Source organism: Methylobacterium indicum (assembly GCF_017347565.1).
Taxonomy (GTDB): Bacteria; Pseudomonadota; Alphaproteobacteria; order Rhizobiales; family Beijerinckiaceae; genus Methylobacterium; species Methylobacterium indicum.
Genome location: NZ_AP024145.1, coordinates 1451776 through 1466940 on the forward strand (window position 1 = coordinate 1451776; position 15165 = coordinate 1466940).

Annotated in this window: 13 protein-coding genes; 7 read left to right on the plus strand and 6 right to left on the minus strand. The window is 73.4% G+C overall.

Annotated features, from left to right (window positions below; all coding sequences use genetic code 11):
• Window positions 1-44: 44 nt before the first annotated feature.
• The 5 genes from fliN (at window position 45) to miv_RS06740 (ending at window position 4173) form a co-directional block, all read left to right on the plus strand.
• The gene (fliN, locus tag miv_RS06720) at window positions 45-401 is read left to right on the plus strand and encodes a flagellar motor switch protein FliN (RefSeq protein ID WP_244748901.1); all 357 of its coding nucleotides are present in this window, start codon (window positions 45-47) and stop codon (window positions 399-401) included.
• Window positions 402-411: 10 nt separating this feature from the next.
• The gene (locus tag miv_RS06725; protein ID WP_048427232.1) at window positions 412-1443 is read left to right on the plus strand and encodes a flagellar motor switch protein FliG; all 1032 of its coding nucleotides are present in this window, start codon (window positions 412-414) and stop codon (window positions 1441-1443) included.
• 20 nt (window positions 1444-1463) lie between these two features.
• Window positions 1464-2528 carry a flagellar biosynthesis protein FlhB gene (gene flhB, locus miv_RS06730; protein WP_048427233.1) on the plus strand — a complete coding sequence of 355 codons (1065 nt, stop codon included), beginning with the start codon at window positions 1464-1466 and terminating at the stop codon, window positions 2526-2528.
• On the plus strand, window positions 2525-2968 hold the full coding sequence (locus miv_RS06735; RefSeq protein WP_053220849.1) for a hypothetical protein: 444 nt from the start codon (window positions 2525-2527) through the stop codon (window positions 2966-2968). Before flhB ends, miv_RS06735 begins: the two co-directional genes overlap by 4 nt.
• Window positions 2969-3453: 485 nt before the next feature.
• Entirely contained in the window at window positions 3454-4173 is a 720-nt protein-coding gene (locus miv_RS06740) for a response regulator transcription factor (RefSeq protein WP_207183424.1), read from the plus strand.
• Window positions 4174-4232: 59 nt separating this feature from the next.
• Here miv_RS06740 and miv_RS06745 read toward each other — a convergent pair whose 3' ends face one another.
• The gene (locus tag miv_RS06745; protein ID WP_089504166.1) at window positions 4233-4826 is read right to left on the minus strand and encodes a transglycosylase SLT domain-containing protein; all 594 of its coding nucleotides are present in this window, start codon (window positions 4824-4826) and stop codon (window positions 4233-4235) included.
• The gene (gene fliK, locus miv_RS06750; protein WP_207181971.1) at window positions 4789-5682 is read right to left on the minus strand and encodes a flagellar hook-length control protein FliK; all 894 of its coding nucleotides are present in this window, start codon (window positions 5680-5682) and stop codon (window positions 4789-4791) included. Before fliK ends, miv_RS06745 begins: the two co-directional genes overlap by 38 nt.
• Here fliK and miv_RS06755 point away from each other — a divergent pair.
• A complete protein-coding gene (locus miv_RS06755) occupies window positions 5681-5962 on the plus strand; it encodes a hypothetical protein (protein ID WP_207181972.1) in 282 nt (93 codons plus the stop codon). The two genes, fliK and miv_RS06755, sit on opposite strands and share 2 nt — an antisense overlap.
• Window positions 5963-7595: 1633 nt before the next feature.
• Here miv_RS06755 and miv_RS06760 read toward each other — a convergent pair.
• The 4 genes from miv_RS06760 to fliF are packed head-to-tail and all read right to left on the minus strand — an operon-like array spanning window position 7596 to window position 12829.
• Entirely contained in the window at window positions 7596-8885 is a 1290-nt protein-coding gene (locus miv_RS06760) for a chemotaxis protein MotC (protein ID WP_048428403.1), read from the minus strand.
• A complete protein-coding gene (locus tag miv_RS06765) occupies window positions 8882-10210 on the minus strand; it encodes a MotB family protein (protein ID WP_207181973.1) in 1329 nt (442 codons plus the stop codon). Before miv_RS06765 ends, miv_RS06760 begins: the two co-directional genes overlap by 4 nt.
• Before the next feature lies 1 nt (window position 10211).
• Window positions 10212-11087, minus strand: coding sequence for a hypothetical protein (locus miv_RS06770; protein ID WP_207181974.1), 876 nt, complete (start codon window positions 11085-11087; stop codon window positions 10212-10214).
• Complete coding sequence (gene fliF / locus miv_RS06775; RefSeq protein ID WP_207181976.1) at window positions 11087-12829, minus strand: flagellar basal-body MS-ring/collar protein FliF; 1743 nt, start codon at window positions 12827-12829, stop codon at window positions 11087-11089. The genes miv_RS06770 and fliF overlap by 1 nt, the downstream gene beginning before the upstream one ends.
• 204 nt (window positions 12830-13033) lie before the next feature.
• Between fliF and miv_RS06780 the strand changes: the two genes are divergently transcribed.
• Complete coding sequence (locus miv_RS06780) at window positions 13034-14872, plus strand: L,D-transpeptidase family protein (protein ID WP_207181978.1); 1839 nt, start codon at window positions 13034-13036, stop codon at window positions 14870-14872.
• The last annotated feature ends 293 nt before the right edge of the window (window positions 14873-15165 follow it).

Here is a 15165-nt window from a genome sequence, read left to right on the forward strand (position 1 = left end):
CACTTAGGACTGTCACGGACGTCAGGATTTCACGCGAGCCCGCGATGAGCACGAGCCCCTTCCCCGATGCCGGCGCCAGCGCCGCCTTCCCGAGCCAGGGCACCCCGCAGCCGGGCGTCCCGGTCGGCGAGGACCCGCGCAACCTCGACTCGATCCTGCGCATCCCGGTCCTGGTGCAGGTGGTGCTCGGCTCGGCCACCATGCCGGTCGCCAACCTGATGAAGCTCGGCCGCGGTGCGATCGTGGCCCTCGACCACCGGGTCGGCGAGCCGGTCGACATCATGGTCAACGGCCGGGTGATCGCGCGCGGCGAGATCGTCATCGTCGAGGAGGACAATTCCCGCTTCGGCGTCTCGCTGACCGAGGTGGTCGGCCCGGCCGACGCTGCGCAGAACGGCTGATCGCGTGAACATGGCGGCCTCCCCCCCGGCCCTGCGCGGCGCCTCCCGGCAGCTCGCGCCCGTCGATCAGGTCGCGACCCTGCTCCTGGCGATGGGCAAGCCCGCGGCGGGACGGCTGCTGAAGTATTTCGAGCCGGACGAGATCAAGCGGATCACCCACTCGGCCTCGCGGCTCGGGGCGGTGAGCCCCGACCAGGTCGACACCGTGATCGAGCACTTCGCCGAGGAGTTCGCCGGCGGGGCGAGCCTCGTCGGTACGGTGCAGGAGGTCGAGAAGCTCCTCACCGGCCTGATCCCGGCCGACCAGCTCGCCGACATCCTGGCCGAGGTGCGCGGCAACGCCAACCGCTCGGTCTGGGAGCGGATGGCCACGGTGTCCGAGAGCGTGCTGGCGAGCTACCTCGTCAAGGAGCACCCGCAGACCGCCGCCCTGATCCTGTCCCGGGTCAAGCCCGCCGTCGCCGCCAAGGTGATGGGGCACCTGCCGCTGCCGGTGCGCAACACCGTGATGCGCCGGATGCTGAGCTTCAAGCCGGTGACCGACGACGTCATGCAGGCCATCGAGCGCGCCCTGCACGAGGATTTCCTGATCAACGGGTCGCGCAATTCCGGCGCCGACACCCACGCCAAGATGGCCGACATCATCAACAAGATGGACCGCCAGCAGATGGACGAGGCGCTCACCAGCCTCTCCGACACGCGGCCGAAATCGGTCGAGATCCTCAAGGGCCTGCTCTTCACCTTCGACGACATCGTCAAGCTGGCGCCGCGCGCGCGCACCACCCTGTTCGACGCGGTGCCCAACGACCGGCTGGTGCTGGCGCTCAAGGGCACCGAGGCGGAGTTCCGCACGGTGGTGCTGAGCGCGCTGTCGGCCCGCGTGCGCCGCATGGTCGAGCACGAGCTCAACGGCGGCGATCCGGCGGCCCAGCGCGACGTGATGGAGGCGCGGCGCAGCATCACCGACCTCGCCATGGACATGGCCGGCCGCGGCGAGATCGAGATCAACCCGGGAGGCGAGGATGAAGCCCTCATCCGCTGAGCACGCCCGGGGCCTGACCGATGTCTGACGAGACCGACCAGGAGAGCAAGACCGAGGCCGCCACCGAGCGGAAGGTGCGCGATGCGATCGAGAAGGGCGACGTCCCGTTCTCCCGCGAGGCGCCGGTCTTCGCCTCGATCCTCGGTCTCCTGGTCTCCCTGAGCCTCGTGGTGCGGGACCGGGCCGCCGAGCTCGCCCGCGACCTCGCGTCCTTCCTCGACCATCCGGGCGGGTTCGCCCTCGGCAGCGCCGAGGACGCCCTGACCCTGATGCACGCCACCGGGTTCGCGCTCGCCCGCTTCCTGACGCCGATCCTCCTCGTGCTGATCGGCTTCGGGCTCGTCGCCTCCCTCGCCCAGAACGTCCCGAGCCTCGTCTCCGACCGGATCGCCCCGAAATGGAACCGCGTCTCCCCGGCCTCGGGCTGGAGCCGGATCTTCGGCCGCTCCGGCCAGGTCGAGTTCCTGAAAGCCGTCCTTAAAGTCTCCTCGGTCAGTCTCGTCGTCCTCCTGCTCCTGCGCTCGGAACAGGGCAAAGCCGTGAGTGCCATGTTCGTCGACCCGAGCCAGCTTCCCGAGCTGATCCTGACGACCGCGATCCGCCTGGTCTCGGCCGTCAGCATCGCCACCATCGTGATCGTCGCGGGCGATCTCGTCTGGGCGCGCCTGCGCTGGCAGCGCTCGCTCAAGATGTCGCGCCAGGAGATCAAGGACGAGCACAAGCAGGTCGAGGGCGACCCGACCGTGAAGGCGCGCCTGCGCTCGCTCGCCCAGGACCGCACCCGCAAGCGCATGCTCGGCCAGGTCGACCGCGCCACCGTGGTCATCGCCAACCCGACCCACTTCGCGATCGCGCTCCGCTACGAGCCCTCCGAGGGGCCGGCGCCGGTCGTGCTCGCCAAGGGCCAGGACCTCATCGCCCTGCGCATCCGCGAGATCGCCGAGCAGAAGGGCATCCCGGTGATCGAAGACAAGCCTCTGGCAAGGTCGCTGTACGATGCTGTCCAGGTCGACCAGATGATTCCGGCGGAATTTTATCGCGCGGTCGCGCAGATCCTGTTCTTCCTGTTCGCGAGACAACGATGATCCCTCACGACCACGATCTCGCACAGGCCCGGACGATGCCCGGCGACGTGATCGCGGCGGCCGAGGAGGTCTTCGCGACGGCGATCCGCGACTTCATCACCGAGTTCTGCCTGCTCGACGGCAGCGTGCTGATCGGCTGGGTGCGGGGCGAGCGCCACGGCAACATCGCCGAGCTCGTCGCCTCCTCGGCCGAGCTGTTCTTCAAGGACGCCACCCTGACCTACGCCGACGCCGCCGACGTCAGCCTCGACTGGGGCCGCTCGATGAAGGTGGTCCTCGACATGGAGTTCGCGGCGAAATCCGTGACGGTGTTCTTCAAGCTGGTCCTCGACGGCTGCTTCGTCGGCGTCGCGATCCAGCGCATCCTAGCCGAGGACGCCCCGCCCCTGCGCCTCGACGCCTTCGCCCGCGCCCTCTCGGATGCCCGGCTCTCCGCCTGAGCCGCTGCGAACACCCTCCCCTCGACGATCGGGCGCGGATGTCTCCTGTCCACGGGAGGCGTCCGCGTCCGATTGCTTTCCTGGACGGCCGCCCCCGGCACCGGTGCGGGTGATTCGGCAGATCGCCGACCGCGCGCCGAGCGGCCCTGCGCCGGCTCGCTCGCCTCGACATCGGTTGTGGCAGCGATTGCGCTACCTGCGGTCGAGCTAACCGCCGCCTAACGCGTCCGCATGCACACACCCCCGGCCAATTCTTAAAAAAGCCCTGCGAAGCGGGCTTGCTGCGGCGCAGCAATCATTGACCGGCCGCGTCGGCCGGGACATGAATTCGATCGGGACAACTCGGAGATCGCAGGATTTCGGAACGGCGCGCGCATATCGGGCGCACCGCGGCCGCAGGTTCCGCACCGAGAGAACAAGACAGAGCACAGATCGAGACGCGGTATCGCTGCGGCACTCGGACGGGCTCGATGAGGGTACGACAGATGTATTTCTTGGTCGATGCCAGGAAATCGGTGAATGCGGGCTTCAAGGCCGGGTTCGACAGAGAAGGCGTGTCGTCCTTCTCGCTGTCGCCGGAGGAGTTCACGAGCTGGATCGAGTCGGCGTCCCGCAGCGACCTCGACGCGGTCCAGGGCTTCCTGCTCGGCGACTTCGACGAGCGCGCCCGCTGCGCGAGCGCGATCCGCCGCCAGTCCCGCGCCCCGATCATCGCGCTGGCCGATTCGCGGTCGCTGGAGCAGACCCTCGTCCTGTTCGATGCCGGCATCGACGACGTGCTGCCCAAGCCCGTCCACGTCCGCGAGATCCTGGCCCGGGCGGAGGCGATCTGGCGCCGGGTCAACGGTGCGACGGAGGCGGCTCCCGACGGCGTCGGCGCCCCTGCCGCCGATCCGGAGGGTGCGAGCCCGCCCCGCCCGGAGCGCCTCCGGGTGTTCTTCGACGGACGCGACCCGGAGATCGACGGCGTGCCCGTCTCGCTGCCGCGGCGGGAGCGGCACATCCTCGAATTCCTGGTGCGCAACCGGGGCCGGCGGGTGACCAAGACCCAGCTCTTCAACGGCGTCTACGGCGTCTACAGCGACGGCGTCGAGGAGAGCGTGGTCGAGGGCCACGTCAGCAAGCTGCGCAAGAAGCTGGCGCAGCTCCTCGGCCACGACCCGATCGAGGCCAAGCGCTACATCGGCTACACCTACGTCGGCTGACGGCCCCCGGGGCGGGGCCCGATGGCCCCGACCCTGGATCGCGCCCGCGCGGCGCCGGCTCACCGGCAGAACGTCTTCGCCCCCGGGGTCCACTGGCCGAAACCGGAGGCGACCATGTTGGCGATCACCCGGCAGACATACTGCTTCTGCGCCGGATTGTTGTTCGGGCCGGCGTGATAGCGTGCGACCGCCAGGGTCCAGCTGCCCTCCCGGGCCTTCAGCTCCTTCAGGAACACCGTCGCGTATTCGACGTTCTGGCGCGGGTCGATCATCGCCTCGAGCGAGGTGAACTTCGCCCGGTGATAGTGGTGGTTGATCTGCATGCAGCCGAGATCGACCAGTCGTACGCCGCTGGCCTGCGCCTCGCCCAGGCGCCGGATCACGTCGGCGGCGCTCGATCCGAAATAGGCCTTGCCGGCGATGTTCATGGCGTAGGGCTGGAGCGAGCCGCGGTTGCCGCTCTCGGTCAGCCCGACGGCGTACAGCATGCCGAGCGGCACGCCGTGGCGCGCGGCCGCCGCCGCCATCTGCTGCTCGCAGACGTTGCCGGTCGCCGGCAGGGGGGCCTTGGCGGCGCCGGAGACCGTGGCGGCGGCGTGCGCGGCCGCCACGGTGCTAAAGGTAAAGGCCGCCGCGATCGCCGCTCTGCGCATCATCTCTCTGCTCCATGGTCCGGCGCCCGCCTTCCTCGGGCGCGTCGGGGGTGCGGCGGGCCGGCTGGTCCGGGCTCGCGCCGCCCTGCTGCTGGCCGCCGGCGGTGAAGGACGGCCCGCCCGCCTGTGCGCCGCTCTGGCCGCCCTGCGGCGGCGCGTCGCCGGGCACGCGCCCGGACTGCACGGTGACGAGGTCGGGCTGGTAGCCGGCCTCGCGCACGAGGGCCGTCAGGAGGCCGCCGTCGCGGCGCAGGAGCTCGGCCGTTTCCTCGCGCTCGGCACGCAGGGTCATCTCGAGGCGGCCGTCCTGGAGGCGCATCCGCACCTGGACCTGCCCGAGTTCGGCGGGACGCAATTGCAGCGTCAGGAGCCGCACCGGCCCCTCCGCCTGGGCGGCGGCACTCCAGGCCGCCGCGACCGCGCCGGCCCGGACCGAGGCGGAATCCGGCAGCGCGGCGGCCCCCGTCGCCACCGCGTCGGCGATCTGGCGCAGGGTCGTGTGCGGCAGCGCCGCGGGGGCCGACGGTGTCGCGAGGGAGGCGGGCGCGCCGGCCGCCGGCTGGGCCGGGCCGTCGTTTCGCCAGTCGCCGGAGGCGGCCGTGATCCGCGCCTCGGCCTGCCTCGCCTCGATGGTCCGGGTTTCGGCCGTCCTGGTGTCGGCGATCCGGGTCTCGGCCGGTCTCGCCTCCGTCGCCGATCGGGCCGCGCGCGGGGGCTCCTCCACGGCGGGAGGCTTGGCTTGCGCCGACGCATCGGCCTCGGGCGCGGGTTTCACGCCCGGCACCGGCTCGGAGCCGGGCGCCGGGTCGGCGGAGCCGGCACCGGCCTGCACCGGGGGAGCCGCGCTCGGCGGCATGGCGGCGGAAGCCGCACTCGGCGGCATGGCGGCGGAAGCCGCACTCGGCGGCATGGCGGCGGAAGCCGCACTCGGCGGCATGGCGGCGGAAGCCGGATGGCCGGAGACGGATCCGGCTGCGGGAGCGGCGGGCATCGGGCTGGTGGGGGCCGGCGCCGGTCCGGGTTTGGCCTCGACGGCGACGGGGCGATCGGACGGAGCGCGGGGTTCCGGAGCGGCCGCAGGGCCCGTGCCGTCGTGCGATGGTGCCGCCGGATCGTCGGCGATGGAGGCCGCCTGAGGCGGCGCCGTGTCGGATGATGCACCGGTTCGACCCGGATCGCGGACCGGTTCGAGGATCGAGGGCCGCGCCGTCGACGGTGCGGCGCTGGGCGACGCGGCGTCCGGAAGAGCGGCGGGGCGCGGTGAGATGGGATCGCGCGCCGAAGCGGCGTCGGAGCCCGCCATACCGGTGACGGCCGGCGCGAGAGGGGCGGTCCCGGTCGTGGCGGACCGCTCCGCGGCAACCGCCTCGGGAACGGACGCCGCATCGGTGCGCGACGGCAGGGTCGTGGGCGTCACCTCCGGAGCGGGCGACGGCCGAGAGACCGGCACCGTGGCGCTCGCCGGAGCAGAGGGCAGGGCGGATACCGGACCGACAGGCGCGGACGACGCCGCCGATCCCTGAGCCGATCCTAGGACAGATCCCTCGACAGCCGTCGACGCGGCGCCGGAGGTAGCGGGCGCAAAGGCGAGACCGCCGGCGGCGGCCGGTGCCGTAGCGAGCGCAACGGGTCTCGCGGCCGGCAGTGCTGCGGGAGCGGCGGCCGGAAAGCCGGTTCCCGGTATCGGGGTCGGCGCGTCCAAGGCGGATGGGGGGGCGGCAGGACGCACCGGGATAACCGACGCCAAGCGGGATGCCGGAGCCGGGGAGACGGGCTCCCGGGCGCCGGACACCGACGGAGGCGCGACCTGCGCCGCTTCCGGGCGGGCGGGACGGGCAACGCCTGAGACCGGGGCGAAATGGGTTTCCTGCGCGACCACGGAGGCCACCGGCTGCATCGCGACCCCGGCGGCGAGCGTCGGAAGCGAACCGGCGGGCGCCGGCATAGCGTCGGCCACGATGCGCAAAGCCGAGGCCGCTGCGGCGGCCCGCGTGCCGGGGGGAGCCGCCGGGGCGACCGGAGCGGGCATCGCCGCGTCGAGGCGCGTCGGCCACGCGATGACGGCGAGGGGACCGGACGCAGGCACGGGATCGGCCGGGGGAGGGTCGGCCACGGCCGGCACCGGCCCGGCCTGCGGTTCGGCCCCGTCCGAAGCCGGCATCGCCGGATCGGTGGCCGGCGCAGTCGCGTCCGTCGTCGCGGCGGCCCGGGCCGGCGCTGGCGACCGGGACGGCGCCTCGCGGGTCGCGGACGGCATTTCCCGCTGCCCGAGCCGGGGCTGAACGCCGTCCGGCGCGACGGGTCGCGACGCGATCTCGGGCACGGGGATGCCGGCCGCCGGAGCCTCGGCAGTCGTCGGCGTGGCCGGTATCGGCGCGCCGGGGACCGCCGGTGCGGAGGGAACAGCCGCGATCGCGACTCCGGCCATCGCCGAGGGCCCGGGGTTCGGCACGGCCGGCCGGTTCGCGGCTCGCTCCATCAGGGCAGCGATATCGACGGCACCCGGACGAGCGGGGGTCGCGGCCGGGCCGGCGAGAAGCGCGCCGAGGCCCGCCGCGCGGGGGGCCGGCTCGGCCGGCGCGGAGGCGGGCTCGGAGGAGGTCGGGGTCCCGCCCTCCGGCGGGGCCGGCGGTTCCGGTCGCTCGCGGCTCTCGAGGAGTTCGAGCACGGCATCGAAGCCGGGGGCGGCGTCCGGGCGGGCCGGCTCGCCGGCGGTGCGGCCGCCGTCGAGACGGGTGCGCGGACCCTGCAGCATGGCGTCGAGGGGGGTCACGGGTCGTCGGTCCTGTCGATCATCCGATCGACCCGCGCGAGCGCCTCCTGCGCGCGGGTGATCGAGGCGGCCTCGGGAATCTGGCGGCGGGCGGAAGGCGGCTCGGCGGCGGGCGGCGGCGGGGCGCCGCCGCGGATCTGGCGGGCGGTGGAGAGCGCCGCGTCGAGGAGCGCGAGGTCGGCCGGGGCCAGCCCCGCCCGGTCGACGCCGCGCAGGGCGTCGAGCCCCTCCTCGTAGCGGCCCTCGGCCACGATCAGGGCGGCGGCGCGGTAGAGCCGGCCCCGGGCGGCGGCCTCGCTGTCGGGGCCCGCCAGGCTGAGCGCCCGCTCGGCCGCGAAGGTCGCGGTCTCGCGCCGGCCCTGCTCCAGCCCGGCCCGGGCGACCAGGAGGTAGAGGTCGCGCCGCTCGCTCGGCTCGATCTCGTCGAGCATCCGTTCGAGCTGGGCGACACGGGACCGGTCGCTGTCGAAGTCGAGGCGGGTCAGTGCCGTGGCGAAGCGCTGGCGGAAGTTGCCGGCATAGACCGAGCGGCGGAACCGCCGCAGGTACTGGATCGACAGCACCTCGAAGCGCTTGGCGTCGCCGCCCTGCGCGTGGATGAAGATCTCGCGGCGCAGCGCGCCCTCCTCCACCAGGGTGCCGGGGGCGAGGAGCCGCGCGAGGTCGAGGAGCTCGATCGCCTTGCGGGGCGCCTCCCGCACCGTGACCGCCGCCTGGGTCAAGGCGAGCTGGCCGGCGAGGCCGGGGGGCTGGGTCCGGGGATCGTAGCGGCCGAGCAGGGTGCGCGCCTCGCGCTCCCTCCCCTCCAGGTAGGCGAGCGAGCCGACCACCAGGGCCGAATCGGCCTCGGGCAGCTTGCCGGTCTCGATCATCCGGCGCAGCAGGGCCGGCCCGCCGCCGCTCAAGGCGAAGACCACCGCCGCCCGCAGGTTCTCGGGGGCGGCCCAGGTCTCGGGTTCGAGGGCGAGCAGGCGCTGCTCGATATGGCCGAGGAGCTGGCGCTGGGCGAGGTGGGCCTGGGTCGAGCCGCGGGCGATGCGGTCCTGCAAGAGCTGCAGCGTGCGCACCAGCTCGACCGGCAGCCCGCGGGGCGCCACCGGCAGGGGCTCGATCGGCTTGGGCGGCTCGCCGTGGCCGCCCCCCCCGCCATGTCCGCCACCGCCGCCGCCATGCGCGTCGGCGGCCGGCGCGCCGTGCCCGTCGCCGCCGGCACGCGCCGGGAGCGCGGCCGAGGCGAGCCCGGCCAGAAGGATACCGGCCGTCGCGAAGGCCCGCAGGCGCCTCATTCGGGCAGCCCCCGCACCAGGATCTCGATGCGCCGGTTCTCCGCCGCCTTCGGGTCGGCGGTGTTGCGGGGGGCGCGGTCGGCGTAGCCCTCGATGCGCTCGATGCGCGATTCGTCGACGCCGCCGCGCACCAGCATGTAGGAGGCCATCTGGGCCCGGGCGGTCGAGAGGCGCCAGTTGTCGTAGGTCTCGGAGCGGAACGGACGCGCGTCGGTATGGCCGCGCACCACGATGCGGCCGGGTCGGGTGTTGATGATCTTGGCGATCTTCTCGATCGCCCGCACGACCTTCGGGGTCGGCTCGGCCGAGCCGACATTGAACATGCTGAAGCCGATGTCGTCGGTGATGCTGATCAGGATGCCCTCGCCGGAACGGCGCACCTCGACGTTCGGCATCGGCGTGCCGATGGCGGCGGGTGCCACCGCCTTGGCGATCTCGGCCTTCATCGCGGCGACCGCGGCGGTCTCGGCCGCCTTCGCGGCGTCCTTCGCAGCGTCCTTGGCGGGATCCCTGGCCAGGTCCTTCGGAGCCTCCTTGACCGCCGGCTCCTTCAGGGCGGCGACCTTGGCGCCCCCGTCCTTCGCGATGTCCTTGGCGGCGTCCTTGGCCGGGTCCCGCGGCGTGAGCGGCAGGCCGTCCTCGGCCGAGGCGAGGCGGACCGGCGCGTCCTTCGGGTCCCGGGGCTTGGCGGCGGAGGCGACCTGGCCTGCGGCGTCGAGGCGGTTCTCTGCGGGGGCCGCGACCGTCGTGCCGACCTTGCCCGGCCGCTCGGTCCGGTGGCGCGGCAGCGCCTCGACCTGCCAATAGAGCGGATCGAACGGATCGCGCGCCGCGTCGCCGCCGCTGATGCCGGGCTGGCCGGATTCGAGCGCGGCCGCGTCGGCGCTCGCGACGTCGCTGCGGTCGGTCTCGGCGGCGAGCCGCGCCAGCACCGCGTAGGGATCCTGGAACAGGGCCGATTCCCGCGCCCGGCTGCCCGGCGCGGCCTCGCCGGCCTTGCCCTCGCCCTTCCCCTCGCCCTTGCCTTCGCCGCCCTTCCCCTCGGCCTTGCCGCCCTCGGCGCCGGGCTCGGAGGGGGTGTCGTGGGGATCGCGAAGACCCTTCTTGTCGTGGGTGACCTCGGCGAGCTTCACCGGGTTGAAGTACTCGGCGATGGTCTGCTTCTGCTCCTTGCTGGTCGAGTTGATCAGCCACATCACCAGGAACAGCGCCATCATGGCGGTCATGAAGTCGGCGAGCGCGATCTTCCAGGCGCCGCCGTGGTGACCGTCCTCGTGGTCGCCGTGGCGCTTGATGATGATGATTTCCTGGTGGCCCTCGGACATGTCAGATCTCCGCCACCGCCGCCGCGATGAGGCGCGTCCAGGCGCCGAGCTGGGTGTCGATCACGGTCTGGTCGGCGCTCACCTGCACCTCCGCGGTCTGCGAGGGCGTGAACGACACGGTGTCGGCGAGGGGGCCGAGCCGGGCGGCGAGCGCCGCCAGGAGGTCCTCGGGCCCGCTCACCCGGACATTGGCCGCCTGCGGCTGGCCGAGCAGCCGCGCCAGCGCGCCGCTCAGCTCCGCCATCGCCTGGCGGCGCAACGCGTCGGTGAGGACCGGCGCCAGGAGCCGGGCGATCCGGTCGGAGAGGGTCGCGTCGAGGGCGCGGAGCGCCGCCGAGAAGCCGTCGGCCAGGGCCTCGGCCTCCGCCGCGCTCCAGTGCCGGCGCGCCGCCTCGAGGCGGAGCTCCGCCGCCTCGTCCGCCTGGCGGCGGGCGATCTCGGCCTCCTCCCGCGCCTCGGCGAGGCCCTGCTGCCGGCCGCGCTCCTCGGCGGCGGCGAGGAGCGCCGCGCGCTCCTCGGGCGTCTCGCGCTTGGCGTCCCGCCGCGGCTCGCTCTTGAAGGCGGGCTGGAGCGGGGCCGGACCGGCCTCGGGCGCCGGAGCCTCGGGCCGCAGCGGGGCGAACCGGATCGGCGCGAAGGCCTCCGCCGCCGGCTGCGCCGCCGCCGGGCGGGGCACCGGCAGGGGCTGCACGATCTCGCGCAGGAGCGCCTCCGCCACGCGAAGATCGGCCGGAGCCGCTTCGGAGGGAGATGCCGCGCGGTGCGGGGCCCGGGCGAGGCCGGCCCAGGGGTCGTCGAAGGTCTCGGGCGCGGCGGGCTGCGCGCCGACCGGGGCGGCGGGAAATTCCGGCAGGTAGCGGGAGATCGCCGCGTTCATCACGCCAGCTCCTCACGCAGCAGCCAGCGCTTGAGGATGGCGGCGACCTGCTCCTCGTCGAGGTCGATCATCTGCTCGAGGCGCTTCTGCGGCGAGTTCTTCGCCTTCTCGGCCATGTCCTCGATCAGGCTGGCCATGGCGGGCATCCCGTCCGGCCCGGCGAGCGCCGGCTGGCCGGGGACGACTTGGCCGGGGAGGACCTGGCCGGCGGCGAGCGCGCCGCCCGGCGCCGGCAGCGCCCCGGTCTCGGCGCCCGGCAGGGCCGCCGCGGCACCGGCCGCCTCGAGGGCGGCGATCTCCGCCTGAGCCGCCTCCGGCACCGCCAGGATGGCGCGGAGCGCCGGACGCAGGCCGAACCAGATCAGGAGGCCGGCGACGATCAGGATGGTGGCCGCGTTGATGAGGGTCGCGGATTGCCGCATCATCACGTCGGCGAGGCTGAGCGGCGGCACCGGCTCCAGGGCCTGGCCGTCGTTAATGAAGCTGACCGCCGCCACCTTCACGGTGTCGCCGCGGTCCTTGCTGGCGCCCGCCGCCGAGGCGACGATCTGCTCGATCTCGGCGATCTGCTTCTCGATCGCGGCGGCCACCGCGGCATCCGGGGCCGGCTGGCCGTTCTGGGTCCCGCCCTGCGGGACGAGGCGCGAGCGGTTGACCAGCACCGCCACCGAAAGGGTCTTGACCGCGTAGCCGTCGCTGACCGTCTGGACGCTCTTCTGGCCGATCTCGTAGTTGGTGAGGTCCTCCTTCTTGGAGGTCTCGTTGCTGGCGGTGTCGTTGCCGTCCGAACGGGTGCGCTGGTCGGGCAGGTTCTGCTGCGCGCTGGTCGGCCGCTGGGCGCTACGGTTCTGGCTGTTCTCGTTCTCGCGCACCGAGCGGACCGAGCGGGCGACCTGCTGGTCGGGGTTGTAGGTCGTCTCGCTGGTCGAGGTCTTGTCGGTGTTGAGCTGGGCCGCGACGCTGACCTCGAAGTTGCCGAGGCCGAGATACGGGGTGAGCGCCCGGCGGATCCGGTCCTGCACCTCGCGGCTGAAATCCTTCTCGAGGCTCGCCATCTTGCCGGTCGGGGCCTGGGCGCCGTCGTCGCCCGACAGGAGCAGGGTCCCGTCGGCGCCGATCACCGTGACCCGGTCGGGCTTCATGCCGGGGATCGCCGAGGCGACGAGCTGGCGGATCGCCTGGGCGCCGCTGCGGTCGTCGGCGGGCTCGGTGCGCACCACCACGGAGGCGGAGGGCGGCTGCTGGTCGCGCCGGAACGAGCCGCGCTCGGGCAGCACGATGTGGACGCGCGCGGCGCGCACGCCCTTCATGCCCTGGATCGTGCGGGCGATCTCGCCCTCGAGGGCGCGGACCCGGGTCACCTCCTGCATGAACGAGGTCATGCCGAGCGAGCCGAGGTCGTTGAACAGCTCGTAGCCCGACTTCGAACTCTGCGGCAGGCCCTTCTCGGCGAGCAGCATCCGGGCCTGGGCGGTATTGCCGTAGGGCACCAGCACCGCGGCGCCGTCGGCGCTGACGTCGAAGCGGATGCCCGCATCCTTGAGCACGCCGCCGATGCGGGCGACGTCCTCGCGCGAGAGCCCGGTATAGAGCGTCTCCTGCGCCGGGCGGCTGAGGTAGTAGGCTCCGAGGCCCACCGCCAGGAACACCACGAGGCCGATCAGCCCGAGCGCCGCGAGGCGGCGCGGCCCGAGCTCGACGATGTTGCTCCACAGCCTCTCGGCTTGCTCGCGACCGGACATCTCTGTTCGCCAATCCCGTCCCAGCGCAGGCGACCTTGCCTGATCGCTCTGTGACGCGGCTGCCTTGTGCGGAGGTTGCGGGGCGTCATGCCGGCGCCGGTGCGGGCCCCGACCCTCGGCCATCCGACCCGGCGCGGCGGGCCGGCAGGCTTTTGGTAACCCTCACGTGACCAAGCTGGGGGGCGTCCCTGTCCGAGGCCGGTGATGGTATTGCGTGTTGCGTTTCCGTACCTGACGTCGGCGGCCGCGGTCGCCTGGATGCTCGGCACCGGCCTCGCGGCGGCCGTCGAGCCCGCGGCTCCGGTCCCGCCCGCCCCGGTCCCGACCCCGGCGGCGCAGGCCGGCCCGGTCCAGAGTCCTGCCCCCGTCCCGCCCGCCGCGGTCGAGCCCACCCGGCGCGAGACGACGGCCGCGCCCGAGCCCCTGTCGTCGTCCGCCGATGCGCCGCCGCTGCCGGTCGGCCCGATCAAGCCCGGTGCCGCCCCGAGGATGGGCGAGACGAGACCGGTCGAGGGCAAGCCGGCCGAGGGCAAGCCGGCCGAGGCGCGGCAGGCCGAGCCGCAATCCGGCGAGGGCAAGCCGGCCGCCAAGAAGGTCTCGCGCGAATTGCCGCCGCTCGTCGTGGCGCGGATGTCGCAGGACACCACCCCGACGCTGACCCCGGCGACCTTCCTCGACACCCTGCGGGCGGCCGAGCGCTACCAAGGCCTGGTCGAGGCCGGCGGCTGGCCGTCGCTGCCGGCCGACCTCGCGGTGAAGCCCGGCGAGCGCAACCCGGCGATCCCGCTTCTGCGCCGCCATCTCGTCCTGACCGAGGACCTCGCGCCCGGCGGCCCGGAGGGCGACCAGCTCGATCCCGGCCTCGTCGCGGCGCTCAAGCGCTTTCAGGCGCGCCACAACCTGCCCGAGACCGGGCTCCTCGGCCGCCAGACGCTGGCCGCCCTCAACGTGCCGGCGAGCGTGCGCCAGCGCCAGCTCGCGGCCTCGGCCAACCGGCTGATCGGGTCGAGCTTCCCGTTCGGGGACCGGTACGTGGCGGTCAACATCCCGTCCGCGGCCGTCGAGGCGGTGGACCACGGCAGCGTCGCGCGCCGCTACGTCGCGGTGGTGGGCAAGCCGGAACGCGCCTCGCCGTCGGTCGAGACGAAGATCACCAACATCAACTTCAACCCGACCTGGACCGTGCCGGTGTCCCTCATCAAGAAGGACATCATCCCGCACATGCGCAAGGATCCGGGCTACCTCGCCAAGATGCACATCCGCATGCTCGACGGGCAGGGCCAGGAGGTGCAGCCGACCGCCGTCGACTGGTCGACCGAGCGGGCGGTGAACTACACCCTGCGCCAGGATCCGGGCTTCGACAACTCGCTCGGCCAGGTGCGGATCGACATGCCGAACCGGCACGCGGTCTACATGCACGACACGCCCTCGAAGTCGCTCTTTTCCCGCGACGTGCGCTTCCACTCCTCGGGCTGCGTGCGCGTCGCCGACGTGAAGGCGCTGGTCGGCTGGCTGCTCGAGGGTACGCCGGGCCCGAACGGCCCCGGCTCGACCTGGGGCCCGATGGAGATCGAGACCGGCATCGCCACGGGCGAGCGGCGCGACATCAAGCTGGCCAAGCCGATTCCCGTGACCTTCGTCTACCTCACCGGCTACGCCACCCCCGACGGCCGCGTGCACTTTCGCGACGACGTCTACGGCCTCGATACCGGCAAGGAACCCGGCAAGGAACCCGGCAGGGAACCCGGCAAGTCGGCGGAGCCGGCGGTGACGGGGACGATCGCGAAGCCGGCCCCGGGCAAGGCCGTCCCGGGCCAGGCCGGGCCCGGCAAGGCAGCGCCGGCCAAGCCAGGCCTCGCCAAGCCAGGCCTCGCCAAGCCAGGCCTCACCAAGCCCTCCGCGACCCATCCGGCCGCAGTGAAACCGGCCGGCGCGAAGCCGGCAACGGACTCCGGACGGACCTCCCCCGAGCCCTCCGCCAAGGCGGTGCCGCCCCGGACGGCACCGTCCGCCGACCGCCGCGCCACTGCACCGGCGACCTGATCCGCCGCCGGCATCCCGGGTCCGTCCGGCAGATCGCGGCACGAGAGCAGCGCCCGATCGCCTGCAACCGGGCGCCGCTCTCGGTCATTGATTTGGCCGCATTTTCTATCGCCGAACCGGTACCCACTTCGTCGGACAAGGCTCCAGCGCCACCGAGATCACGCCCTCGCCCCCAGCACAAAGATGCCGGGGGCGGGTATCTTTCATCATTCGTTATGACCTGTCGCGGCCAAGCTAACGCGTTAGCTCCCACGCACGCGCCGCAGGCATGGCCCCGATCCGACGACCCGATC